The organism is Desulfosporosinus sp. SYSU MS00001, from assembly GCF_049943955.1.
Classification (GTDB): Bacteria; Bacillota; Desulfitobacteriia; order Desulfitobacteriales; family Desulfitobacteriaceae; genus Desulfosporosinus.
This window is the reverse complement of record NZ_JBNFTW010000004.1, coordinates 48264-70649: the sequence shown is the minus strand read 5'-3', so window position 1 is coordinate 70649 and position 22386 is coordinate 48264. Positions and strand designations below refer to the sequence as shown.

The 22386-nt window shown below is 41.6% G+C and carries 21 protein-coding genes; 20 read left to right on the top strand and 1 reads right to left on the bottom strand.

Translation table 11 applies throughout. From position 1 onward, the window contains the following. The first annotated feature begins 23 nt into the window (after positions 1–23). From ACPUYX_RS08990 to rsmI, 15 genes are all read left to right on the top strand, one after another. Positions 24–368: a YbaB/EbfC family nucleoid-associated protein gene (locus ACPUYX_RS08990; RefSeq protein ID WP_426379353.1), complete on the top strand. Its 345-nt coding sequence runs from the start codon at positions 24–26 to the stop codon at positions 366–368. Between the two features lie 7 nt (positions 369–375). Beyond that, positions 376–972 (top strand): recombination mediator RecR, encoded by a 597-nt coding sequence (gene recR / locus ACPUYX_RS08985; RefSeq protein ID WP_088226334.1) that lies wholly within the window; start codon positions 376–378, stop codon positions 970–972. A gap of 217 nt (positions 973–1189) precedes the next feature. Continuing rightward, entirely contained in the window at positions 1190–1444 is a 255-nt protein-coding gene (locus tag ACPUYX_RS08980; protein WP_426379352.1) for a pro-sigmaK processing inhibitor BofA family protein, read from the top strand. A 264-nt stretch (positions 1445–1708) separates the two neighbouring features. Continuing rightward, positions 1709–5236 carry a pyruvate:ferredoxin (flavodoxin) oxidoreductase gene (gene nifJ, locus ACPUYX_RS08975; RefSeq protein ID WP_426379351.1) on the top strand — a complete coding sequence of 1176 codons (3528 nt, stop codon included), beginning with the start codon at positions 1709–1711 and terminating at the stop codon, positions 5234–5236. Between the two features lie 178 nt (positions 5237–5414). Beyond that, the gene (locus ACPUYX_RS08970; RefSeq protein WP_426379350.1) at positions 5415–6344 is read left to right on the top strand and encodes a DUF2935 domain-containing protein; all 930 of its coding nucleotides are present in this window, start codon (positions 5415–5417) and stop codon (positions 6342–6344) included. A gap of 134 nt (positions 6345–6478) precedes the next feature. Beyond that, on the top strand, positions 6479–6997 hold the full coding sequence (locus ACPUYX_RS08965) for a CBO0543 family protein (protein WP_426379349.1): 519 nt from the start codon (positions 6479–6481) through the stop codon (positions 6995–6997). A 118-nt stretch (positions 6998–7115) separates the two neighbouring features. Next, on the top strand, positions 7116–8690 hold the full coding sequence (locus ACPUYX_RS08960; RefSeq protein ID WP_426379348.1) for a spore germination protein: 1575 nt from the start codon (positions 7116–7118) through the stop codon (positions 8688–8690). Positions 8691–8692: 2 nt separating this feature from the next. After that, entirely contained in the window at positions 8693–9793 is a 1101-nt protein-coding gene (locus tag ACPUYX_RS08955; RefSeq protein ID WP_426379347.1) for a GerAB/ArcD/ProY family transporter, read from the top strand. Continuing rightward, positions 9783–11009, top strand: coding sequence for a Ger(x)C family spore germination protein (locus ACPUYX_RS08950; protein ID WP_426379346.1), 1227 nt, complete (start codon positions 9783–9785; stop codon positions 11007–11009). Before ACPUYX_RS08955 ends, ACPUYX_RS08950 begins: the two co-directional genes overlap by 11 nt. A gap of 33 nt (positions 11010–11042) precedes the next feature. After that, the gene (locus tag ACPUYX_RS08945; protein WP_426379345.1) at positions 11043–11306 is read left to right on the top strand and encodes a sigma factor G inhibitor Gin; all 264 of its coding nucleotides are present in this window, start codon (positions 11043–11045) and stop codon (positions 11304–11306) included. Between the two features lie 146 nt (positions 11307–11452). Continuing rightward, positions 11453–12892, top strand: coding sequence for an aminotransferase class I/II-fold pyridoxal phosphate-dependent enzyme (locus ACPUYX_RS08940; RefSeq protein ID WP_426379344.1), 1440 nt, complete (start codon positions 11453–11455; stop codon positions 12890–12892). Then, positions 12889–13767, top strand: a complete 879-nt coding sequence (locus tag ACPUYX_RS08935; protein WP_426379343.1) for a DNA polymerase III subunit delta' — start codon at positions 12889–12891, stop codon at positions 13765–13767. Before ACPUYX_RS08940 ends, ACPUYX_RS08935 begins: the two co-directional genes overlap by 4 nt. Beyond that, positions 13760–14572 carry a PSP1 domain-containing protein gene (locus ACPUYX_RS08930; RefSeq protein WP_426379342.1) on the top strand — a complete coding sequence of 271 codons (813 nt, stop codon included), beginning with the start codon at positions 13760–13762 and terminating at the stop codon, positions 14570–14572. Before ACPUYX_RS08935 ends, ACPUYX_RS08930 begins: the two co-directional genes overlap by 8 nt. After that, the gene (locus ACPUYX_RS08925) at positions 14569–14874 is read left to right on the top strand and encodes an initiation-control protein YabA (RefSeq protein WP_426379341.1); all 306 of its coding nucleotides are present in this window, start codon (positions 14569–14571) and stop codon (positions 14872–14874) included. Before ACPUYX_RS08930 ends, ACPUYX_RS08925 begins: the two co-directional genes overlap by 4 nt. 36 nt (positions 14875–14910) lie before the next feature. Beyond that, the gene (gene rsmI / locus ACPUYX_RS08920; RefSeq protein WP_426379340.1) at positions 14911–15747 is read left to right on the top strand and encodes a 16S rRNA (cytidine(1402)-2'-O)-methyltransferase; all 837 of its coding nucleotides are present in this window, start codon (positions 14911–14913) and stop codon (positions 15745–15747) included. 92 nt (positions 15748–15839) lie between these two features. Here the strand turns inward: rsmI and ACPUYX_RS08915 are convergent, their stop codons facing one another. Further along, positions 15840–16118, bottom strand: a complete 279-nt coding sequence (locus tag ACPUYX_RS08915) for an AbrB/MazE/SpoVT family DNA-binding domain-containing protein (protein ID WP_041276183.1) — start codon at positions 16116–16118, stop codon at positions 15840–15842. 213 nt (positions 16119–16331) lie between these two features. Here ACPUYX_RS08915 and metG point away from each other — a divergent pair, with 213 nt between their 5' ends. The 5 genes from metG to ACPUYX_RS08890 all read left to right on the top strand — a co-directional run bounded on the left by metG (position 16332) and on the right by ACPUYX_RS08890 (position 22295). Beyond that, the gene (gene metG, locus ACPUYX_RS08910; protein WP_426379339.1) at positions 16332–18263 is read left to right on the top strand and encodes a methionine--tRNA ligase; all 1932 of its coding nucleotides are present in this window, start codon (positions 16332–16334) and stop codon (positions 18261–18263) included. Next, positions 18260–19024, top strand: a complete 765-nt coding sequence (locus tag ACPUYX_RS08905; RefSeq protein ID WP_426379338.1) for a TatD family hydrolase — start codon at positions 18260–18262, stop codon at positions 19022–19024. The genes metG and ACPUYX_RS08905 overlap by 4 nt, the downstream gene beginning before the upstream one ends. A 77-nt stretch (positions 19025–19101) precedes the next feature. Beyond that, positions 19102–20043, top strand: a complete 942-nt coding sequence (locus tag ACPUYX_RS08900) for a 3D domain-containing protein (protein WP_426379337.1) — start codon at positions 19102–19104, stop codon at positions 20041–20043. Positions 20044–20122: 79 nt separating this feature from the next. Then, entirely contained in the window at positions 20123–21295 is a 1173-nt protein-coding gene (locus ACPUYX_RS08895) for a ubiquitin-like domain-containing protein (protein WP_426379336.1), read from the top strand. Positions 21296–21587: 292 nt separating this feature from the next. After that, complete coding sequence (locus ACPUYX_RS08890) at positions 21588–22295, top strand: N-acetylmuramoyl-L-alanine amidase family protein (protein ID WP_426379335.1); 708 nt, start codon at positions 21588–21590, stop codon at positions 22293–22295. Positions 22296–22386: the final 91 nt, after the last annotated feature.

Genomic DNA, 22386 nt, shown 5'->3' with positions numbered 1-22386 from the left:
AAATCAAGATAGGAAGTGTTAATATGGCAGGTTTTAAAGGAATGGGCGGCGGTATGGGTGGAAATATGAATCAAATGATTAAGCAAGCCCAAAAGCTTCAAGAGGACATGGCTAGAGCACAAGAGGAATTGCAAAATAAAACAGTGGATGCCTCTTCTGGGGGCGGGATGGTTCAAGTTGTTGTAAGTGGAAAAATGGAATTAGTAGAAATGAAAATCAATCCCGAAGCTATTGATCCTGAGGATGTAGAAATGCTGGAAGATCTTGTCAAGGCCGCAGTTAATGAAGGGTTAAGAAAAGCTCAGGAAATGGCTGGTAACGAAATGGGAAAATTGACCGGTGGTTTAAAGATCCCCGGCTTGTTCTAGGTGAACTATGGATTTTCTGAACTATCCTCAGCCTTTGGCAGATCTTATCAGCTCTTTGGCACGTTTGCCGGGGATTGGTCCCAAAACAGCAGGAAGATTGGCATTTCACCTTCTGCAGCAGCCACAAATTTCGCAGGATTTGGCTCAGGCGATTCTGGCAGCAAATCATTCGCTTAAAAAATGTTCAATTTGCTCCAACTTCACGGACCAAGATCCTTGTGCACTTTGTCAGAACCCACAACGAGATTCCTCAGAACTTTGTGTCGTGGAACATCCGAGAGATGTGGTATCCTTAGAAAAAACCAAAGAATTCAAAGGTCGGTATCATGTTTTGCACGGTGTGCTCTCACCTATGGAAGGAATAGGACCGGAGCAATTAACTATTAACCTTCTTTTAAAACGTTTGGAAGGTGTTCGGGAAGTTGTTATGGCTCTTAATCCGACGGTAGAAGGAGAAGCAACTGCTTTATATTTAGCTCGTTTACTAAAACCATTAGGAATTAAAGTGACCCGTATAGCTCATGGGTTACCCGTTGGCGGGGACTTGGAATATGCTGATGAAGTAACCATTGCACGAGCGTTGGAAGGGAGACGCCAGCTTTAATTGAAGTAAGGTCATAGAGTTCTGGCCAAATGATAGTTAAGCAAGGAATAGGAACCACTTCCACTTCTATAAGTGGGGGTGGTTCCTTCGCTTAATTCATTAAAAGCGAAAAAAAGATTAGGATTAATTATTTTTTATCATGGGGAAGATTTAAGTGTTCTTCTTTATCCTTGAAGTGCATATCTATGGACTAGCACCGAACGAGGGGGAAACTATATTGACACTGGTCTTTCTAGGATTTTTTATAATAATAATAGGATTAACGGTTCGTTCAATTCTCGGAAAACCAAATATTGTTCTAAAAATCACAATTCATAGCTTGGGCGGAATTGTCGGACTTTGGTTATTTAATTTTCTTTTAAGTATTCTTGGCTTTTCAATTCCAATTAATTTTTTTACAGTAATTATTGTCGGAATTTTAGGATTTCCTGGAGTATTAACCTTATCAATCCTACAGTTATTAGGAATTTAAATCTTTTTACTCAAAGATTTTTTAAATTAAGTCCTTGACTCGTTCGACAAGTTGGAGGTATACTAAAAATTGCTAAAGGGAACTATTCGACGTAATTGCGAAGTAGTTCCCTACGTCTGTTTTTACGGGCGTTTTATGAAAATTCTATTTCTTCCTCAAAGTTAAATAGTTCGTTTTCTGAAAAATATGAGGAAAAATAGAAAAGGTATTCCATTATACTCCCGGGAAAATTAAATTTATCACATGATTAGGAGGAAACAAAAAATGGCTAAAATGAAAACCATGGATGGAAATGAAGCCGCGGCTCATGCATCGTATGCATTTACTGAAGTCGCTACCATCTTTCCCATCACCCCCTCTTCGACAATGGCCGAATTGGTTGATGAATGGGCTGCTCATGGAAGGAAAAACATTTATGGGCAAACTGTTAAAGTCGTTGAGATGCAATCCGAAGCAGGTGCCGCAGGTGCAGTACACGGTTCACTCCAGGCTGGTGCATTAACCTCTACGTATACAGCTTCACAAGGCTTACTTTTGATGATTCCTAACATGTATAAGATTGCCGGTGAGCTGCTTCCAAGTGTATTCCATGTAAGTGCTCGGGCTTTAGCAACCCATGCTCTTTCAATTTTTGGTGATCATCAAGACGTAATGTCTGTTCGTGCAACTGGATTTGCAATGCTTTCTTCACATAGCGTCCAAGAAGCGTTAGACTTGGGCTTTATTGCTCATTTAGCGACAGTTAAGGCAAGAGTTCCTTTTATACATTTCTTCGATGGATTCCGTACGTCTCATGAAATTCAAAAGATCGAGATACCGGAATATGATGAAGTTGGCAAATTAATAGACATGGATGCGGTTCAAGCATTCCGCGACCGTGGTTTAAACCCAGAACATCCTGTTTTGCGCGGAACAGCTCAAAATCCTGATGTTTATTTCCAAGGCCGTGAAGCGTCTAATAAGTTTTATGCTGAGATTCCTGATATTGTTGAGCACTATATGCAAGAGTATAAAAAACTGACCGGTCGTGAATATCATCCTTTCCAATATTACGGTGCGGAAGATGCCGAATATGTAATTGTTGCTATGGGTTCAGTCTGTGATACGATTGAAGAAACCATCGACTATCTTATGGCCAAAGGAGAAAAAGTTGGAGTTGTCAAAATTCACCTCTTCAATCCTTTCTCCAGCAAATATTTCTTCAACGTATTGCCCAAAACTGTTAAAAAGATCGCAGTTCTTGAAAGAACAAAAGAGCCTGGTTCTTTAGGTGAACCTCTCTATTTAGATATTAAAGAAGTTTTCTATAATCATGAGCAAAAACCCGTTATTGTGGGAGGTCGTTACGGCTTAGGATCCAAAGATACAACGCCTTCTCAAATATTGGCTGTTTATAAAAATCTTAAGGCCGAAAAGCCGGTCAATGGATTTACCATTGGAATCGTTGATGATGTAACCTTTAAGTCTCTTCCTGAAGATGAAATCATTGATACCGCTCCAGAGGGAACTATTGCTTGTAAATTCTGGGGCCTTGGCGCAGACGGTACTGTTGGTGCCAACAAGCAAGCTATCAAGATTATCGGGGATCATACTTCTCTTTATGCTCAAGCTTACTTCCAATATGACAGTAAGAAATCCGGCGGTATTACCATTTCGCACGTTCGCTTTGGCAAGAAGCCGATTAAATCCCCTTACTATGTGACAGGTGCAAACTATATTGCTTGTCATAATCAAACCTATGTCTACCAATATGACCTCTTAAAGGGCTTGAAGAAAAAGGGCAATTTTGTTTTGAATTGTCAATGGACGCCTGAAGAATTGGATGAGAAACTTCCGGCAGCAATGAAACAGGCACTTGCTCGTAACGAAGTTAACTTCTATATCATTGATGCAGTTTCTATTGCCCGTAAAATTGGTCTTGGTTCACGGATTAACATGGTCATGCAGGCTGCTTTCTTCAAACTTGCTAATGTTATTCCTGTTGAAGAGGCAATTGATTATTTGAAAGCTTCCGTCTTAAAGACCTATGGTAAAAAAGGCCAAAACATTGTTGACATGAACAATGCAGCCATAGATCAAGGTGTTTCAGCTCTCGTCAAAGTTGAAATTCCTGCATCCTGGGCTAACGCTCAAGACGGAGAAGTCGCTGCTGCTTCTGATGAACCCGATTTCGTTAAAAATATTCTTCGTCCTATGAATGCCATGGAGGGAGATGATCTTCCTGTCAGTGCTTTCAATGGTCGTGAAGATGGTACCTTCCCGGTTGGTACCACGGCTTACGAAAAACGTGGTATTGGGGTTACAGTTCCAGAATGGCAAATGAACAATTGCATTCAGTGTAACCAATGTTCCTATGTTTGCCCTCACGCTGCAATCCGTCCTTTCCTTATGAATGAAGAAGAGGCAAAAAATGCTCCGGAATCCTTTGTTGGCAAGAAGGCTATTGGTAAAGAAGCTGCAGGTCTGCAATTCCGTATCCAAGTAAGCACTTTGGATTGCACCGGTTGTGGAAACTGTGCGGAAGTTTGCCCGGCTAAAGAAAAAGCGCTGGTAATGAAACCTGCTGCTGAACAATTTGAGCAACAAACAGCAAACTGGGAATTTGCCCTTTCCCTTAAAAATAAATCGAATCTCTTTGATGTGACGACTGTTAAAGGAAGCCAATTTGCGCAGCCTTTACTCGAGTTTAACGGTGCTTGCCCAGGTTGCGGAGAAACCGCTTATGTTAAGCTTCTAACTCAACTCTATGGTGATCGTATGATGATCGCTAATGCCACCGGTTGTAGTTCAATCTGGGGTGGAAGTGCTCCTGCGGTTCCATACACCACGAATCAAGAAGGTAAAGGACCGACTTGGGCTAACTCCTTATTCGAGGATAATGCTGAATTTGGTTATGGCATGTATTTGGGAGTCCGTCAGCAACGTGAAAAATTAGCTGAATTAATGACGCAGGCACTCGAAATGGAAATTGGTGCTGAGCTTAAAGGTGCCTTTGAAGAGTGGCTTGCAGGTTGGAATGATGCAGATGCTTCAAAAGCAGCCGCAGCAAAAATTAAGGCATCTCTTGAAGGCTATAATGGAGACAATAACGTATTAGCAGAGATCCTTCGTCGGAAAGACCATCTTATCAAGAAATCCCAATGGATTATTGGTGGAGACGGATGGGCTTATGATATCGGCTATGGTGGTTTAGATCATGTTTTAGCATCCGGCGACGATGTCAATGTCCTCGTTCTCGATACTGAAGTATATTCCAATACCGGTGGTCAATCTTCAAAATCAACGCCTCGTGCAGCTGTTGCTAAGTTTGCTGCCGCAGGTAAGAAGATTCGTAAGAAAGACCTTGGTATGATGGCTATGAGTTACGGCTACGTTTATGTCGCTCAAATTGCCCTTGGTGCCAATATGAGCCAAGCTATCAAAGTTATTAAGGAAGCCGAAGCTTATAAAGGACCTTCATTAATTATTGCTTATGCTCCATGCATTAACCATGGCCTTAAAGCTAGTATGACGAAGAGCGTTCAAGAAGCTAAGAAAGCCGTTGATTCTGGGTACTGGCATCTCTATCGCTTCAATCCTGATTTGGCAGAAGAAGGAAAGAACCCATTTAGCCTGGAATCCAAGGAACCAACGATACCTTTCCGTGACTTTATCATGGGCGAAGTACGTTATACGTCATTGATGAATACCTTCCCTGAAACTGCAGAAGAACTCTTCAGCGGAGCAGAAAAATATGCTAAGGTACGTTACGATTCTTATAAACGTTTAGCAGAACAAAAATGGGGAGAATAATTTAACCAGATTGTTCTAAAAATAATTTAACTATGGTTTGAGAGCAGAATTTCTGCTCTCTTTTTTTATGCTGTGAGGAAAGTATAACCTTCATTAGTATATTGTGAACAAAACTATAAACCTAGGAATAGAATGTTCAAAAGGAAGTGGGAGGTGTTTTACGACGAGCAGTATACCAATGGTTGGAGATTTCGTAAGGGAATCGCTGGATTTACATCTATTTATGGCTCGAATCATGAAAGAACATGCAACGTTTATGCAAATCGGATTTCTGCCTAAAGATGTTACTTACACCGCTCAAGCAGAGGAGTTTAAATGTCAATACGATGAACTTCTTAAGGAAGCTATAATGCTTAGCGATTGTACGGCGTCAGAAAGCGTACTTCAATCAGGAGAATTGGTAACCGATAAAACACTTGGGGCAGAGCAAAAGACTCAAGAATTGACGGGAATCTATATTGAATGTTCACTAACGGCCGAGGAGTTGAAATTTCATCCCGATCCAGGGACAATCCCCCCAGAGATTATCCCCAATATTCAGACTCTAAATGAAAAGGCAAAAACTTTAACGACCTGTTTTGCTGAGTTCAAAGCTATGGTTTTAGACCAAGTGACGAAATGTTGTTTATTTACAAATCTCCTGCCATCCCAATATTCCCACATTCATAAGGAGGCCCTTTTTTATCTTAAATTAATAAACCGTTTACAAAACAACCAATTTGTAAATTCACGAGTTGAGTTATATGAGCAGAAGGTATTTTGGGACGATATCATGGGAGAGCATGCCCAGGTTATTAGTCATCTTCTGGATCCTTCGGAGAAGAATCTTATTCGTAAGGCAGAAGATTTTGATCGTCTGTTTAAGCGATTAGAACAGAAACTAAAAGGTGAGGGGGCACGAGCAACACAGCTTGAACAATTGAGACAGGAGAATATTCAGGCGACCACGGCAATCGCAACTTTTAAAGCCATGAGTACAGACCTTCTTCTGGGCTGTCAAATACGATCTATGCTTACTCCTTTATTGACGGATCATACTTTGCGAGAAGCTTATTATTATTTAAGAATTTTAAAGACTTTAAAATTGGTTTATCTTGGACGAGGTTAATCAACAGAAGTTCATAGTTCTCAAAGCGGGCGAAAGAAACGTTAAGGTTTCAAAGTTCGCTTTTTTGACTTTGTTAACAACATTAAACAATTTTTTTGAATAAATTATAAGAATTTAGCAGATTCCTAGTTGAGATGCTTTCAACGATGGAGGAACTCATGGAGGACACTATACTCACGGTTTGTTGTGTTCTAGTTACCTGGTTTTGGGGTGATTGGAAAAAGTGGAAGCAATATTATTCTACAATTGTATTTTGGGACTTGGGTAATATGATTTATTGTTATCTTACGTTCAAAAAGCCTTTATGGAAATTTACGACAATTATCCCCGAATCAATGGCCAATGTTCTGATGATTGTTGTTATTTTTCCATGCGTTATTTTATTATTTCTCCCTTATTTTCCGAGAAAGGGATTTTTGAAGCAATTAATGTATGTCTGCTTCTGGACGTTCATTTTTTCTTTGATTGAATGGTGGGCATTACGACTGCACCACTTTGCTCATTTTAACGGTTGGACCTTAACATATTCTGTGATTTTTAATTTTGGCATGTTTATTCTACTTAAAATACACTATGAGGATCCACGCTGGGCATGGTTAATTTCATGTGTTACCGGCATTTTTATAATGACATATTTTGAAGTTCCTTTATAAAATTCAGAGAAAAAGAGCTGCAACTGTTTATGCTTGCAGCTCTTTTCTTATCCCTTGTAATCGATGTGCATAATCAATGAGGTGCGGGACAAAATAAGCTGATAAGGAGGAGTAACCGTTGCGCAGCTGGATGAAAATGCTCAAAGAACTTACCCTTCGTCCTAAGGTTCGGCAGGTTAGAAAACCCCCTGCCTACTCCTTTGATGAAGACCTTGATAAGCCTGTTTCAGGGCATATAGTAAAAGAAATCTTGTCTAAGAGCAGTGATGTTGTATTTCGGGAATTCTATCTTCAGGGAAAGGAATCTATTCCCTGCCTAATGGCAGGGGTGGATGGGCTAGTCGATAAGAACCTGTTAGACCAATTTGTTTTAAAACCTCTTATGGTTGATTTGCCAGGTCGCGGAGAATTAGCTCAAGTGACGTTGGCTAATGTAGTGGATAATACTATTCAATACCTTCTGCCTGGTCTTGAAATCAAAAAGATCTCAAAATTAGGTGATGCCATTAATGCAATTTTGTCCGGCGATGCGGTGATTTTTTTCGGTGACTCTAAAGAAGCAATTATTATCGGAGCTAGAGGGTGGGCTAATGCCGGGATTAATGAACCTGTAGCTGAGTCAGTAATTAAAGGCCCTCATGAGGGATTTACAGAAACACTAAGAATTAATACATCTCTTTTACGGCGAAAGATCAAACATCCCTCCTTGAGGCTGATATCTTTAAAGCTTGGCGAGTTAACCAATACAGATATAGTTGTCACCTATGTTGACAAAGTCGCCAGCCCTGATGTTGTTTCCGAAGTATTGAGAAGGCTGAGCATCATTAAGATGGACGGGGTATTGGAAAGCGGCTATATCGAAGAAATGCTTGAGGATTTCCCCTATTCGCCCTTTCCCCAAATTGCTTATACGGAAAGACCTGATGTACTGGCAGGTAAGCTTTTGGAAGGGAAGGTTGGTATTATGGTTGACGGAACTCCAATAGTCTTAGTAGTTCCGGCCATTTTAACACAATTTTTAAACGTCAATGAAGATTACTATCAACGTGCTATGACAGCAATATTGTTTCGCTTTGTTCGCTATATTGGGGCGTTTATTGCTATTACGGCGCCAAGTGTTTATATTGCAGTGACTACTTTTCATCAAGAAATCATTCCTACTGATCTTTTGATGAGCATTTCTGCAGGACGGGAAGGAGTGCCTTTTCCTGCCCTTTTAGAGGCCTTACTTATGACAATAGTCTTAGAGATCTTACAAGAAGCAGGGCTGCGTTTGCCAAAACCAATTGGACAAACTATTGGTATTGTCGGCGCTTTAATCATAGGAGATGCTGCTGTAAAGGCTAGCTTAGTGAGTCCCTTGATGGTTATTGTTATTGGCATAACTGCCGTATCGAGCTATGCTATCCCCTACTACGATTTGAGCTTAGCGGTACGGCTTACACGTTTTCCGCTTATGATTTTAGCGGGAAGTCTCGGTTTTTTCGGCGTCTCCGTCGGCCTTTATGCAGGCTTAATTCACCTCCTAAGCCTTCGTTCTTTCGGCGTACCCTACATGAGCCCTATTGCCCCTATGCGCATCCGCTCCTTGTTACAGGATACGTTTGTACGAGCTCCATGGTGGGCGATGAAACGAAGGCCTCAGCTTTTGGAAATAGAGAACCCCCGATCAGGCGGGAAGGGAAAAGAATAGCCATGGAAAGAATTTCTCCACATCAGTTCATGACCTTAGGGGGAGCTGTACTCATGGGTACAACATTTCTCCCGGTTGCGTCCATCGTCAGCAATGCCGGCGGTCGAGACGGCTGGATGAGTGTTTTGCCCGCCTTTGTCTTGGGAATACCTTATGGCTTAATGGTGCTTTCCTTATTATCTCAATTTCCCAATAAAAATTTATTACAGGTTACGGAGATAGTCTTTGGTAAATGGATAGGGAAAGCAATAGGTGTTCTTTATATCTCAATAACAGGTTATTTTGGCGGTTTGCTTCTGGGGCAAGTAGGAGACATCTATGAACGGTCAATTATGCCCTTGACCCCCATCGGTCTGTTTTATTTAGGGACAATAATTCTAGTCTTCTATTTGTGTAAGTCCGGAATTGAAGTATTCGCCCGGTTTTCCGAAGTTGTTTTTCCATTGATTCTCTTAGCATTAATCTTGAACTTAACGCTTTCAATCTCGCGAATTGAGCCGGGCGAGCTGCTGCCTATTCTAAGTGAAGGGTTAATGCCGCTTTTCTGGGGAGGCCTTAAAGTGGCCCCCTTCGCCATGGAATATATACTTTTCATGGCCGGGATTTCTGCGTTTCTGCCCACTGATATGAAGGAGATTGGACAATTAAGGAGAGAGGTTTGGCGGGCGGTATTTTTGGTGGGGATCCTGGACATGTTTGTGGCACTCCAGCAAATCCTTGTATTTGGGCCTTTCGAAACGACTCGAATTGTGTATGGCTTATTAGTTTTAGGAAAAATGGTGGAAGTAAGCCGCACAGTGGCAGGTGTTGAATCATTATTTTTGGGGGTCTGGCTTGGGGCCTTGGTCATAAAGATCAGCGCTTTTTTATTCACTACAGTTTGGGGCCTAGAGACTGTGATGAACTTTAAAGGTTTAAAATGGCAGATTGCGGTTTGTGCAGTCTTTATGGGGATTGCTTTTGGCTTTGTAAGGGGAGCTGCATTGATTTCCGAAATTGCGTTTGTTGATAACTACCTCATTTTGCCATTTACCGCTATTTGGATATTAGGACTTTGGGGAGCAGTGCGCTGGAAGAAGGGAAAAAAGATCCGTGGAAACTAGAAGACATCAAAAAGTTAATCGAATTGCGGCCTTAATTTTAGTAGCATGTCTCTTATTTTTACCGGGATGTTGGGGAAAACGGGAAGTCGAGGAATTGGCGCCTCTGATTGGCATAGGAGTTGATCTCGGGAAAAAACCGGGAACATTTCTGATAACAATGCAATTAGCCAAACCTAAACAAGGTGGGGGAGATTCCGCAGCTAAAATTGAAGATCGAACCTTTAGTGTAGAAGTCTCCAGCGTTCGAGAAGCAACAGAAATGGTTTATAAGATCTCCAGCCGTATACCCTTTATGGGTTCATTGAAGGTCATTGTTATTGGTGAAGGTGCGGCCAAAGCCGGTTTTAACGATATTGTTGATTTTGCTCAGCGCTTCTCAGAGTTCCGACGGACAATGTACCTTGTTTTGACAAAAGGAAGGGCCCAAACTCTTTTAAATTTGAAATTGCGCGATGGGGAACTGCCAGCTATGAGCATTAAGAATCATATGGAGCAAGGAAATAACATTTCTACTTTTCCAACCGTTCGTCTGGGACATTACTTAACAATTCTAGGTACACAGAGTACGGCTCCAATTCTTCCCATCGTTGAAACTATAAAGTCAGGAGAGGGTGGCATTGAATATAATGACGAGAAGGAGGGAAAGGAACTGCACATACAAGGTGCAGGTGTTTTACGCGGGGATCAATTAGTGGATTACCTTACGGATAAAGAAACCAAAGGGTATATGTGGCTTGAAAACAATGTTCAGAATCGCTTAATTAACACAATGAATGATAAAGGCAACGTTAGCTTCGGCGGGCAAGTTTTAAAATCCAAGACTAGATATAAATTAGTCAATAACAACGGAGTAATAGGTCTCCAGTACCAGATCCAAGCGAGTATTTCCGTCGACGAAGTAATGGGTATAAAGCAACAACTTTCGGAACCGGAATGGGTCGATCTAATGAATCAGGCTGAAACTAGTTATGCTAAAGTTATTCAAGAAGAATGTGAGCTGTCAATTACAAAAGAGAGGGATTTGAGTCTTGATTTTTTAGGGATTGGGCGGCTGATTGAAGAGAGAGATCCTTCGTATTGGAAGACCATTAAAGACCAATGGGAAGAGAAGATTACAGATTTTCCTCTTTCCCTGAATGTACAGGTTTCTGTACATCATTCAGGAATGTCAAGCAGCAGTTCTACGACTAATTCAGTCGAAGAAGGGGAAGAATAGGTGTAGGAGGAAGTACTAAGGGGGAACATAACTATGATAAAACCATTTAATATACAATCACAGGGCCCAAGTGAGGGAACCACCGCAATAAAGGATCAGAAAATGGTTATCAATAAAGGAAAAGTCTATCCGGTTTGTTATCGCTGCGCTCAAGTTCCAAAATACGGACTCTATGATGGATTTAGGATACGAGGAATGTTTTTCTGTTCTGATTGTCAACAGGAGTTGTACTCGGCAGACCAGAACACTCCGGAATATCAAGAGTTTTTAGTTTTAATCCAAGGACTTTTATTTTAATAGTTTTGATTATAACCCGGGATATTGATTCAAATCTCGGGTTATGAAATGTAGATGAAATATTGACTTAGATGTGATAAAATAGTATGAATATCTGTATTGATATTGATATAAAGAATCATAAACCATTTAATGGAGGTTCATTGGTGGGTGATCTGGGAGAAGGATTGAGTCAATATCGGAAACAGGGGTTTTGCTCTTTCCATACTCCTGGCCATAAAGGGCAACAGGAGTTTTTTCATGACTTTGATTTCTGCGGATTTGATTTAACAGAACTTCCGGGACTCGATATGCTTCATTCACCGAAAGGAATTATAGATCAAGCGCAGAAACGATCGGCCGAAATTTTTGGAGCGGATGAAACATTTTTTTTAGTTGGCGGGGGAACTGTCGGCAATCAGGCTATGTTTATGTCCCTTACGGGTACGATGAATCAGGTTATTATTGAAAGAAGTTCCCATCGCTCTGTAATGTCGGCTTTAGTTCTCAGCGGACTGAAACCGGACTATATAAAACCTATTATTCATCCGGATTTTAATCTTCCCTTGGGTTTGGACATAAGCCCTGAGCGATTTCCTTGGTCAAATGCCGCTGCTTGTCATGTTACTTATCCTAGTTATTATGGAACGTGTATTGAGCTGCCAGACCTTTTAAATAAAAGGGCGGATTTAGCACCGGACGTACCGGTGTTTGTTGATCAAGCGCACGGTTCTCATTTTTTGGGATTCTTGTTTCCTGCGAGTGCTTTAACATTGGGTGCGGATCTTGTCTTACATAGTACTCATAAGACGCTAACCGCCTTAACTCAGTCAGCTATGCTCCATGTTCAAGGCTCAAGAGTTTCTCGTATTCGCTTAAGACAAAGCTTGGAACTGCTGCAATCATCAAGCCCCAGCTACCTATTATTAGCGTCTCTGGAACGAGCTGGGGAATATGCTTTGGATTTAAGCCGGTGGGAACGCCTTAAAGATGAAGTTGGGAATCTTCAACAAAGGGTTGGGGAGAAATTCCGTATACTCTCTCAGAACGATGTCGGGACTTACGGGATTGATGCCCTGGATTGGTCAAAAATTTTGATTAATACACGGCCGCTGGGATTACCTGCTTCTCGCTGTGTTGAATTTTTGCGTACAGAATTTGGCCTGGAACCTGAATTATGGGATGAAGAGAATATTTTGTTTTTGCTGGGAATCGGTAATACCCCTGAGGACATTCGCAGACTCACGAGGGGGTTAGAGAGGTTGGCAGATAGTGCTCAATCATTGTCCTTAGGATCTGAAGGTTTTAGAAGAAACGATCGATATGACAGAAGCGGCGATTTTTTTTTACCGCCCCAGATTCTTAGGCCACGAGAGGCCTTTTTAGCTAAAAAACGGAAAATTCCTCTGAAAGAGAGTTTAGGCCATATTGTTGGGGAAACTATTTCGCCATATCCACCTGGAATTCCAATCGTTGTCATGGGAGAACAAATGACTCCAGAAGTTCTCGAGACACTCCTTGTTGCTGGAGAAGGACGTTGGCAAGGGTGGGAAGGTTTTGAAAGCCGAACAATTTGGGTCGTGGAGGAGGAAAAAGGAATGTCATGAATCTAGCACAGGCACTTTTAGAAAAGGCGGCTCGAGAAGAACACTTGGCACATCTTTTACTCTTCCATGGGGGAAGCGAATTACACCGGCGGGAAGAGGCCCTTCGTATCGCCCAGATTTTAAATTGTTTTTCGCCAAAATCAGAAAGGCCGTGTCAGAATTGCCCGGCCTGCCATAAAATTTCCAATCTTAACCATCCGGATGTACTATGGCTGAAACCGCTTAAGACAACGATCGGAATTGAACAAGTTCTTGCCTGGCAGGAAAAGGCTTATTTAAAGCATTATGAAGGGAACTATAAAGTTTCCATAATCGAACAGGCGGACACGTTAACGTTGCCTGCGGCGAATGCACTTTTAAAAGTTATTGAAGAACCTCCGGAGCGTTGTGTTATTATCCTTAGTGCTGGAAATGCGGAAGGAATATTGCCTACAATACACAGCCGAGCTCAGTTAATTTATTATCCTGATCCTTCCGAAGATGAGTGGTTTGAGGAATTGGGAGCGATAAATCAGCAGGAGGCCAAATTAGCCTTGGAGTTAAGCGGTAAAAACCAAACTTTGGCGACTGCAATACTGGAGCAGGGTGTTTTTGCTCTTCAAGATTGGGTTCGTAGGTTCTTTCAGGTTATTAAGGATAAGGATTTTCTGGCGCTTTTTTCGCTTTTTCCCTTAGACAAAAACCAAGTAAGTATTTATCTGCAGGTTTTAGCTGTTAGGATACAGGAAGGCATCCGCAATGGCACGAACCAACCTTTTGAACTTCTGGCAATTGGTAAAGCTAATGAGGCGTTAAGACAACAAGTGAATCCGAGATTGGTTATAGAAGTATTGGCTTTAGAACTATTTCAACAAGGAGGGGTTCTCTGTGATTGAGGTTGTCGGTGTTCGCTTTAAAAACGCGGGTAAAATATACTATTTCTCTCCGGGAGATCTTAAGCTTGAGGCCTCGGACCGGGTGATTGTTGAAACCGCAAGAGGTATTGAATTCGGTGAATTGGTGATTCCTCCTCGAATGGTAGCTGATGAGGAAGTGGTACTTCCTTTAAAGCAGGTTATTAGAAAAGCCACATCGGCTGATGAACAGTTTGTAGAACAAAATAGAATAAAGGAAAAAGATGCTTTTCAAATCTGCTTAAAGAAAATATCCGAACATCAGCTGCCGATGAAATTGGTTGACGTCGAGTATACCTTTGACGGAAATAAGATTATTTTTTCATTTACGGCTGAAGGCAGGGTTGACTTTCGGGAATTAGTAAAAGATTTGGCGGCCATTTTCCGTACGCGTATTGAATTAAGGCAAATAGGAGTTAGAGATGAAGCTAAGATGCTGGGAGGAGTCGGTTCCTGCGGAAGAATACTTTGCTGTACGTCATTTTTAGGAGATTTTGAACCAGTTTCCATCCGCATGGCCAAGGATCAAAAATTATCTCTAAACCCGACCAAGATCTCTGGAATTTGCGGTCGGCTTATGTGTTGTCTGAAGTATGAAAATGGCTGTTATAAACCTGATGATAAGGAAATGTACGCTCAGGATTTAGAAGACATTAAGATGCTGGAAATTCTGGATGAATCGAATAGTATTGTTGATAGCCCTGTTGCCAATGCAAGTAAAATGAATGGCAAACAGCGTTGTAATAGGAAAGGGGAAAAGCCCAAAGGAAAGAGTGAGAAGGTATGAGTCAGTTAACTCAAGCCCTTACAGAAGTGGAAGAAAAATTACGTTCCCTGCTGGAGGAAGTTAACCATTTAATACCTTACGTAAAGGCTTTAGAAGAAGAAAATATCAAACTAAAACGTGAGTGTACTCTTCCGGAAAAAGAGACGGAGCGGGTTATTGCCAATGCCGAACATATCCAAGGTGTCGCTCACGATAATTTAGAGCGACTTTATCATGAAGGATTTCACGTCTGTCATCTTCATTTCGGGCAGCCTTTAGAAGGGGATTGTCTGTTTTGTATGGGCTTTTTACGGAAAGACTAGAATTAAAGGATATTTTACGGTCGGGAGTCTTTAGACATGTTAGTTAAAGGTACATTATATGTATGTGGGACCCCAATTGGCAATTTGTCAGATATAACGCTGCGAGTCTTAGATACATTGCGGAATGTTGATTTAATAGCCGCTGAAGATACTCGCCATTCACGTAAGCTTTTACAGCACTTTCAAATTAGTACCCATTTGACGAGTTATCACGAGCACAACGAGAAGAAGAAATCCTTAGAACTAGTAGAACGACTTAAAGCAGGCCAAACAGTCGCTCTTATTAGTGATGCCGGATTACCTGGAATTTCTGATCCGGGAGGTGAGGTTATTCGGCTGTGCCTTGAAGAAAATATTCCGGTGGATGTTTTGCCAGGACCAAATGCGGCTCTGACGGCTTTGATTTTATCAGGTATGCCGGCTGAACATTTTACGTTTTATGGTTTTTTGCCAACTTCAGCAGGGGAGAGAAAACGTAGTTTAGAAGACCTGGCAAATCGCCAAGAAACATTGATCCTTTATGAGGCTCCTCATCGATTGTTAAGCACCTTACAAGGATTGTCGGAATCCTTTGGTGATCGTGAGGCTGCAGTTGTTCGTGAGTTAACAAAAGTGCATCAGCAAGTTCACAAGAATTATCTTTCTAAGCTAAGAGAAGAGTTTGAAAAGACCCCTCCGCGGGGAGAATGCTGCATCGTCATTGCTCCATTTGTTCCGAAAAAGTTAGCAGGCGGGCCTCAAGACTGGTGTATTGAGGTCAATGAGGGAGTACAGCGGGGGTTAACCAAGAAAGATGCCATGAAAGAAGTGGCCAAGCGTTATGGAGTGAAAAAGTCAGAGGTATATCAAGCCTTAATTGAAGAATTAAAGTAGAATAAAAAGAAGGCCAATCAGGCCTTCGAAGAGAGTGTTTGAATAATATCATTACACACAAACTTATATCTATGTAAAAACTGTTCCTAAACTTAGACAGCTTTAGAACCGGTATCTACGTTGCCAAGGATAGCTTCTCCCATCGCAACAGCACATTCACGGCAAACGTTTTTGCCATGGAAAAGTTGATTGTCACTGGCATTACCACAAAATACACAAGCCGGCTCATACTTTTTAAGAATGATTCTTTCTTGGTCCACATAAATTTCCAGAGCGTCTTTTTCGTCAATTCCCAATGTACGGCGAAGTTCGATAGGTAAAACAATGCGGCCAAGTTCGTCTACTTTTCTCACGATTCCTGTTGATTTCATCATCTTCACTCACTCCCTTTACTACAACTTTCGACAGAAAACTACAACCTTATGATACCAATGGTTCCAATTAAAGTCAACCACTTTTAAAGGTGATTAGGAATTAAATTTCTTGAATAAAAAATTACATTTACATAATAAATTTTTATTATGGATATACTTGACAAATATGAGTTAATGTGTCGAATTCATAGGATTGAGAGGAGATCTAACGTGAACTATTACATCACAACCCCAATTTTTTATCCCAATTCAAGTCCCCATATTGGTACTGCCTATACTACAGTTGCTGCAGATACTCTGGCTCGTTATCATAGAATGTTGGGAGATCAGGTTCATTTTCTAACGGGTACCGATGAGAATGCGCAAAAGATTGTTCGTACTGCGGAAGCCCATCACCTTGATCCGCAAACTTATGTCGATGGTGTTGTCCAGCGCTTTAAAGAGTTATGGAAGGCCTTGGATATTTCCAATGATGATTTTATCCGGACGACAGAAGAACGTCACGGTAAAGTGGTTCAACAAATTTTTACCAAATTGTATGAACAAGGCGATATTTACAAATCAGAGTATTCGGGATGGTATTGTACACCTTGTGAAACATTTTGGACGGAAAGCAAACTGGTTGATGGAAAATGTCCCAACCCAGATTGCTTACGCAGTGTAGAATTGTTAAAAGAAGAGAGCTATTTTTTCCGTTTATCAAAATATCAAAACGCGCTCCTTCAATACATTGATGAACATCCTGATTTTATTCAGCCCCTTTCCCGGCGCAATGAAATGATCCGTTTTATTGAAAGCGGCTTAGAAGATCTTTGTGTTTCCAGAACGACATTCAAGTGGGGGATTAAGGTACCTTTTGATCCAAAGCATGTGGTTTATGTTTGGCTTGATGCCTTAATCAACTATATTTCCGCTTTAGGTTACCCGGATGAAGAAAATTATAAAAAATATTGGCCGGCTAACGTTCAAATCATGGGGAAAGATATTGTTCGCTTCCATGCGATCATTTGGCCAATTATTTTGATGGCTCTTGATCTTCCTCTCCCGCGCCTTGTTTATGGGCATGGGTGGTATTTGTCGAAAGATGGGGGAAAAATCTCAAAATCGCGGGGGAATGTCCAGGATTCCTTCGAATTAATTAAAAGGTATGGCTCAGATGCTATCCGCTATTTCCTGTTGCGTGAAATGCAGGTTGGGACTGATGGAACATACTCTGAGGACAATTTAGTGGAACGAATTAATAGTGATTTGGCTAATGATTTTGGTAATTATGTTTCTCGAAGTTTGGCTATGGTCGTCAAGTATAGGGGGGGGGTTGTTCCTCGGCCAGGTCAAGATGGTCCCTTAGAGATGGAATTGAAAACCTTAAGTTCGGAAGTTAAAAAGGGCGTAGACGACAGTCTTGAACGCTGTGACATGGCAAGTGCTCTGGAACAAATCTGGCGTTTTATTGCTCGATGCAACAAGTATGTTGATGAAACTGCTCCTTGGGCCTTAGCAAAGCAGGAAGATCAACAGGAGCGTCTTGATACTGTTCTTTATACGTTTGTAGAATGTATTCGCATTATGGCCATCTTGACCGCTCCCTTTATGCCGGGCATTACACCCCGAATATGTTCGCTCCTTAGCAGCGATGAGCATCTTATTCGCTGGGAAGAGGCGGATCAATGGGGAATTATAAATCCGGGTGCCAGCATCCAAAAGGGTGAACAGCTCTTCCCGCGAATTGATATTTCTCAATATGCAGAAGAGGTGACGAAACCAGTGGAGTCTGGCTCTAAGCAAGAAGCTAAAGATTTGGAGTTCGAACCAATTAAGGAAGAAATTAGTATTGAGGAGTTTGCGAAACTTGATCTAAGAGTTGGAAAAGTTCTGAGCGCCGAGAAGGTTGCCAAGACAGATAAACTCCTGAAATTAGAAATCGAAATCTCTGGACAAGTGCGTACGGTTGTTTCCGGTATTGCTCAACATTATGCACCGGAAGATTTGATTAATAAATTCGTAGTAGTTGTTGCCAATCTAAAGCCGGCAAAGTTAAGAGGAATAACCTCTCAAGGTATGATTTTGGCAGCATCACAGGGAGAAGTTCTTGAAGTACTTATGCTTGACAAAGAACTCCCTGGCGGAGCGCAAGTGAAATGATTTGGGATACGCATGCGCATCTTGATGACGAGGTATATCAAGAAGATTTTCAAGATGTCTTAGAAAGAATTAAGTCTTCGGGAATTTCTCGAGTTACGAATGTTGGCTATGACCTTCCATCTTCTAAAAGGTCAGTGCAGCTTGCCCAGAATTACGATTTCATCTATGCAGCTATCGGTGTCCATCCTCACAATGCAGAAGAGTTCAGCGATGATGTTATGGTTCAACTCCAAGCGTTGGCTCAACATCCCAAGGTTCTGGCCTGGGGGGAAATCGGCCTCGATTATTATCGGGATTTATCTCCTCGAGCTATGCAACAAGAGGTTTTTATTCAACAGATTGAATTGGCCAACAAGGTTGGTCTGCCGATTGTAATTCATGATCGGGACGCCCATCAGGATGTTTTAGAAATTGTCAAAGCTCACCCGCCGAAATATGGAGGTGTTCTGCACTGCTATTCAGGATCCTGGGAAATGGCGAAGGTTCTTTTAAAGCTTGGGTTCTATCTTTCTTTTGCCGGGCCTTTAACCTTTAAAAATGCCCGCCATACCGTTGAGGTGGCCAGAAATGCCCCCATCGACCGTATTCTTGCGGAGACAGATTCTCCCTATTTAACCCCGGAACCGCGCAGAGGCAAACGCAACGAACCCGCTTATGTAAGAGAGGTTGTCAGGAAACTCGCTGAAATCAAAGAACTGAGCATTGAAGAAATGGCTCTCCAGACCATGCATAATGCCGAAACAATATTTAAGCTTGTTTAGGCTTGTTAAAAAGGACCTTCGGGAGAAGGTTCTTTTTTTTGAATTTGCTTCATACCTTCTGATTAAGGAGGGATAGGATGTATTCGCTACCGATCACCACGTATTCCGATTATTGGCGGGCAACCAAGACTTGGAGTTCGTATCTGGGCGGTTTAGCAGTGTTTGCGGCTGGTACAAGATATTCAGCACTGAAAGCTCCAGATATACCCCAGACCATATCTGTTCCTTATCAACAAGTAAAAAAACCACAGACGATTCAAAAACCCAAACTTGAGATAGGTCTTTTAGACTCACGCAGGAAATTACTACGTGTCGGAAATATCAGTCGTGGAGCTCCGGCCTTAGGCGGCAGTAATTCAAAATCGCCCATTTCAGAGCCAAGCAGCCTGGAAGTTGTAAAGGGGGGGGAGTCTCAAGAGGAACTTTTAAGTGAGGACAAGGCGGGTAATTCTCTTAAGGGTTCAGGAAGTATGATGACAAGCGATATTCAAGTCGTCGACAAAGAAATTCCCTATGCTACGCAGGTTATAGAATCAAATCAGCTTCTTCCCGGAATGAGCAAGGTTCAGGAAGAAGGGGAAACTGGTGTTTTAAGACAAGTGGTTAAGACCTATAAGGTAGATGGACAACCATTGAATCAACAAATACAACTTTCCTTTGAATTAAAGGGACCTAAGAAGAAAGTAGTAATTCAGAACTCCAAGCCGGTTGTCGGAGAGCACTTCGAAATTGACAAATTGAATATTAGTAAAACGTTAACAATGGAGTCGACTGCCTATACTTATACAGGCAGCAAAACGGCAACGGGATTAACGCCAAGACAAGGCATCATAGCCGTAGACCCCAGAGTCATCGCTATGGGAAGTAAAGTATATGTAGAAGGCTATGGGTATGCTATAGCAGCTGATACGGGCGGAGATATCAAAGGTAACAGGATTGATTTGTTTTTTACAAACCTTAGACAATGCTTGGATTGGGGAAGAAAGCCAGTTCGCATACACATTCTAAAACCCATATAATGGAAAAAAGTTTTTGACAACCAACTACTTATCAATTAAAATGAAGTTGGTTGATTGCTATGGGTTTTGGAGGGATTCAATGTTTCAGAATTCTCGAGCTGCGGTTTTAGCGTTAGTTCGCAGAGGTCGCTTAAGTAAAGCTGCAGTTGCCCTCGTGATTTTTTTCCTGATTGCCTGCGGAATTCTGGCCTTCAATATGAAAACAATTGATATTGAAGTTGATGACAAAGTTATACCTGTAACAACGATTTTTAATACTGTTGGGCAAGCCCTTGCGTATTCCAACTTAAAGTTTAATCCTGAGGATGTTGTGAATCCTCCTCGAAATTCAAGAATTACAAAAGGCATGAGGGTCGTTGTTACAAGAAGCATACCGATTCAGCTGACGGTAGATAAACAGACTTTGTCAGCGAGGACTACAGCCAAGACTGTCGGTGAGGCGATTAATGATTTGTCAGAACGCTATGGCTTACAAATTAAAGACGTTGATGAAGTCAACGAACCACGTTCTGAAGATCTTAAAGAGCAAATGGATATTAAAGTGCGAAGGGCTGTTCCGGTTGTTGTGCAAGCGGATGGAAAGACAATCAATACGTATTTGGCTCCCCGCACAGTAGCTGAGGCCTTGAAGAAGTTGAATATTGTTTTAGGAGCAAAGGATAAGGTTTCTCTTGCGCTTAACCACTTATTGACGGCTAATGAAAAGGTTAAGGTGGTAAGAGTGGCTGAAAAGGTGGAAACTCAGGAAAGTGAGATTCCCTATCAGATGGTAACTCAGCCGGGGGATTATCCCGTTGGATTGCCTGATAAGGTCATTAGCCGCGGTTCTAACGGTATTCAGGAACAGACCATACGTTTAACCCTTGAAGATGGAAAAGAAGTCGATCGGCAAATTCTTGGGCAGCGTGTGGTTACCGCTCCTATCAATGAACTGGTTTCCCGGGGAGCACAAACATCTGTTTCCCGCGGCGGGCAGACGATTAATTTTAAAAGGGCCTATATCATGAGAGCAACGGCTTATTGTATTCCTGGCGGTATCACGAAAACTGGAGCGCCGGTTCAATGGGGAGTAGTCGCTGTTGATCCGAGGGTTATTCCTTTAGGCTCGAAGGTTTATGTAGATGGTTATGGGAGTGCACGTGCTTTGGACACAGGAGGCCTGATACAAGGCAATCGAATTGATCTCTATATGGATTCTGAAGCGGCGGCAATGTCTTGGGGTGTTCGTTATGTTTTAGTTTACCTTCAGTAATCATCTTGAAGAGTTTTTGCATAGAGGTTTTAGTGAAAAATTAAATTTATTTTTATGTCCCGAAAGCTCCTGAAAAGTTTATTCAGGGGCTTTTCTCTTTACTGTCAGGCATCCATGTTCCGGGCAGCTCCTTCCACATTCGTTCACTCACTATTTTCGAGGCTCGTGCTCGAGCTTTAGTGGGAACGGGCATTTTCGCGGCAAACCTCCGGATAATACCTAAGATGAGAAGTTATAACTTTTAACTTAAGGTCATAGTCTTTAGGGTAGCCTAAGAAACGGGGGAATTTAAATGCGTCTGCTTTTGGGAATGCCGGGAAAGAAAATGGCAATTGGTTTTGTTCTCGGGGTTATGAGTTTGTTAATTTTTTCAGTACTTTGGCAGGGTTCCACAGCAGTCGTTAGTCATTTCGAAGAACATTATACGGTAATGCTCGATCCCGGGCATGGTGGGTATGATCCGGGAGCAATTTCATCTCAGGGCGTTTATGAAAAATCGATCAACCTGCAAATTGCTCAAAAAGTTAAAGAAATGCTTAGCCCCTCCGGTATTGAGGTTTTTTTAACGAGAGAGGAAGATATTGACTATGTGCCTGCCGGAGTTAAAGGAAAAATTACAAAAAAACAAATTGATCTTAACCGCCGCATAGCAATGGCCAGTCAAGCAAAAGCTGATGTGTTTGTCAGCCTTCATGTCAATGCTACACCTCAAGGACAGAATTCCGGAGCTGAGACATTTTATCATTATAAATCAAAATCAGGTAAAGAATTAGCTGAATTAATTCAACAAGAACTGATAAAAATACCAGCAATGAATCGAAGAATTGCTAAACCGGGAGATTTTTATGTCATCAATAATACAAGTATGCCGGCAGTTATTGTAGAAGTGGGGTATTTATCCAGCTCTAAGGAACAAAAAAAGCTTCAGCAATCATGGTATCAAGAACAATTATCCAGAGCTGTTGCAAAGGGGATTGCCCGTTATTTCGAAATACCATAATTAATAAATATAGGATAAATTATACTCTTGGCACTATCATACATAACGTTGTTTGAAGCGGGGAGAATAAAGTCAGTAACCGAATCTATTC

What these genes read in the sequence shown, in the direction of transcription:
- ACPUYX_RS08990 (WP_426379353.1), top strand. Translation starts at nt 24, where the DNA reads ATGGCAGGTTTTAAAGGAATGGGCGGCGGTATGGGTGGAAATATGAAT.
- recR (WP_088226334.1), top strand. Translation starts at nt 376, where the DNA reads ATGGATTTTCTGAACTATCCTCAGCCTTTGGCAGATCTTATCAGCTCT.
- nifJ (WP_426379351.1), top strand. Translation starts at nt 1,709, where the DNA reads ATGGCTAAAATGAAAACCATGGATGGAAATGAAGCCGCGGCTCATGCA.
- ACPUYX_RS08970 (WP_426379350.1), top strand. Translation starts at nt 5,415, where the DNA reads ATGGTTGGAGATTTCGTAAGGGAATCGCTGGATTTACATCTATTTATG.
- ACPUYX_RS08965 (WP_426379349.1), top strand. Translation starts at nt 6,479, where the DNA reads ATGCTTTCAACGATGGAGGAACTCATGGAGGACACTATACTCACGGTT.
- ACPUYX_RS08955 (WP_426379347.1), top strand. Translation starts at nt 8,693, where the DNA reads ATGGAAAGAATTTCTCCACATCAGTTCATGACCTTAGGGGGAGCTGTA.
- ACPUYX_RS08945 (WP_426379345.1), top strand. Translation starts at nt 11,043, where the DNA reads ATGATAAAACCATTTAATATACAATCACAGGGCCCAAGTGAGGGAACC.
- ACPUYX_RS08935 (WP_426379343.1), top strand. Translation starts at nt 12,889, where the DNA reads ATGAATCTAGCACAGGCACTTTTAGAAAAGGCGGCTCGAGAAGAACAC.
- ACPUYX_RS08925 (WP_426379341.1), top strand. Translation starts at nt 14,569, where the DNA reads ATGAGTCAGTTAACTCAAGCCCTTACAGAAGTGGAAGAAAAATTACGT.
- rsmI (WP_426379340.1), top strand. Translation starts at nt 14,911, where the DNA reads ATGTTAGTTAAAGGTACATTATATGTATGTGGGACCCCAATTGGCAAT.
- ACPUYX_RS08915 (WP_041276183.1), bottom strand. Translation starts at nt 16,118, where the DNA reads ATGAAATCAACAGGAATCGTGAGAAAAGTAGACGAACTTGGCCGCATT.
- ACPUYX_RS08905 (WP_426379338.1), top strand. Translation starts at nt 18,260, where the DNA reads ATGATTTGGGATACGCATGCGCATCTTGATGACGAGGTATATCAAGAA.
- ACPUYX_RS08900 (WP_426379337.1), top strand. Translation starts at nt 19,102, where the DNA reads ATGTATTCGCTACCGATCACCACGTATTCCGATTATTGGCGGGCAACC.
- ACPUYX_RS08895 (WP_426379336.1), top strand. Translation starts at nt 20,123, where the DNA reads ATGTTTCAGAATTCTCGAGCTGCGGTTTTAGCGTTAGTTCGCAGAGGT.
- ACPUYX_RS08890 (WP_426379335.1), top strand. Translation starts at nt 21,588, where the DNA reads ATGCGTCTGCTTTTGGGAATGCCGGGAAAGAAAATGGCAATTGGTTTT.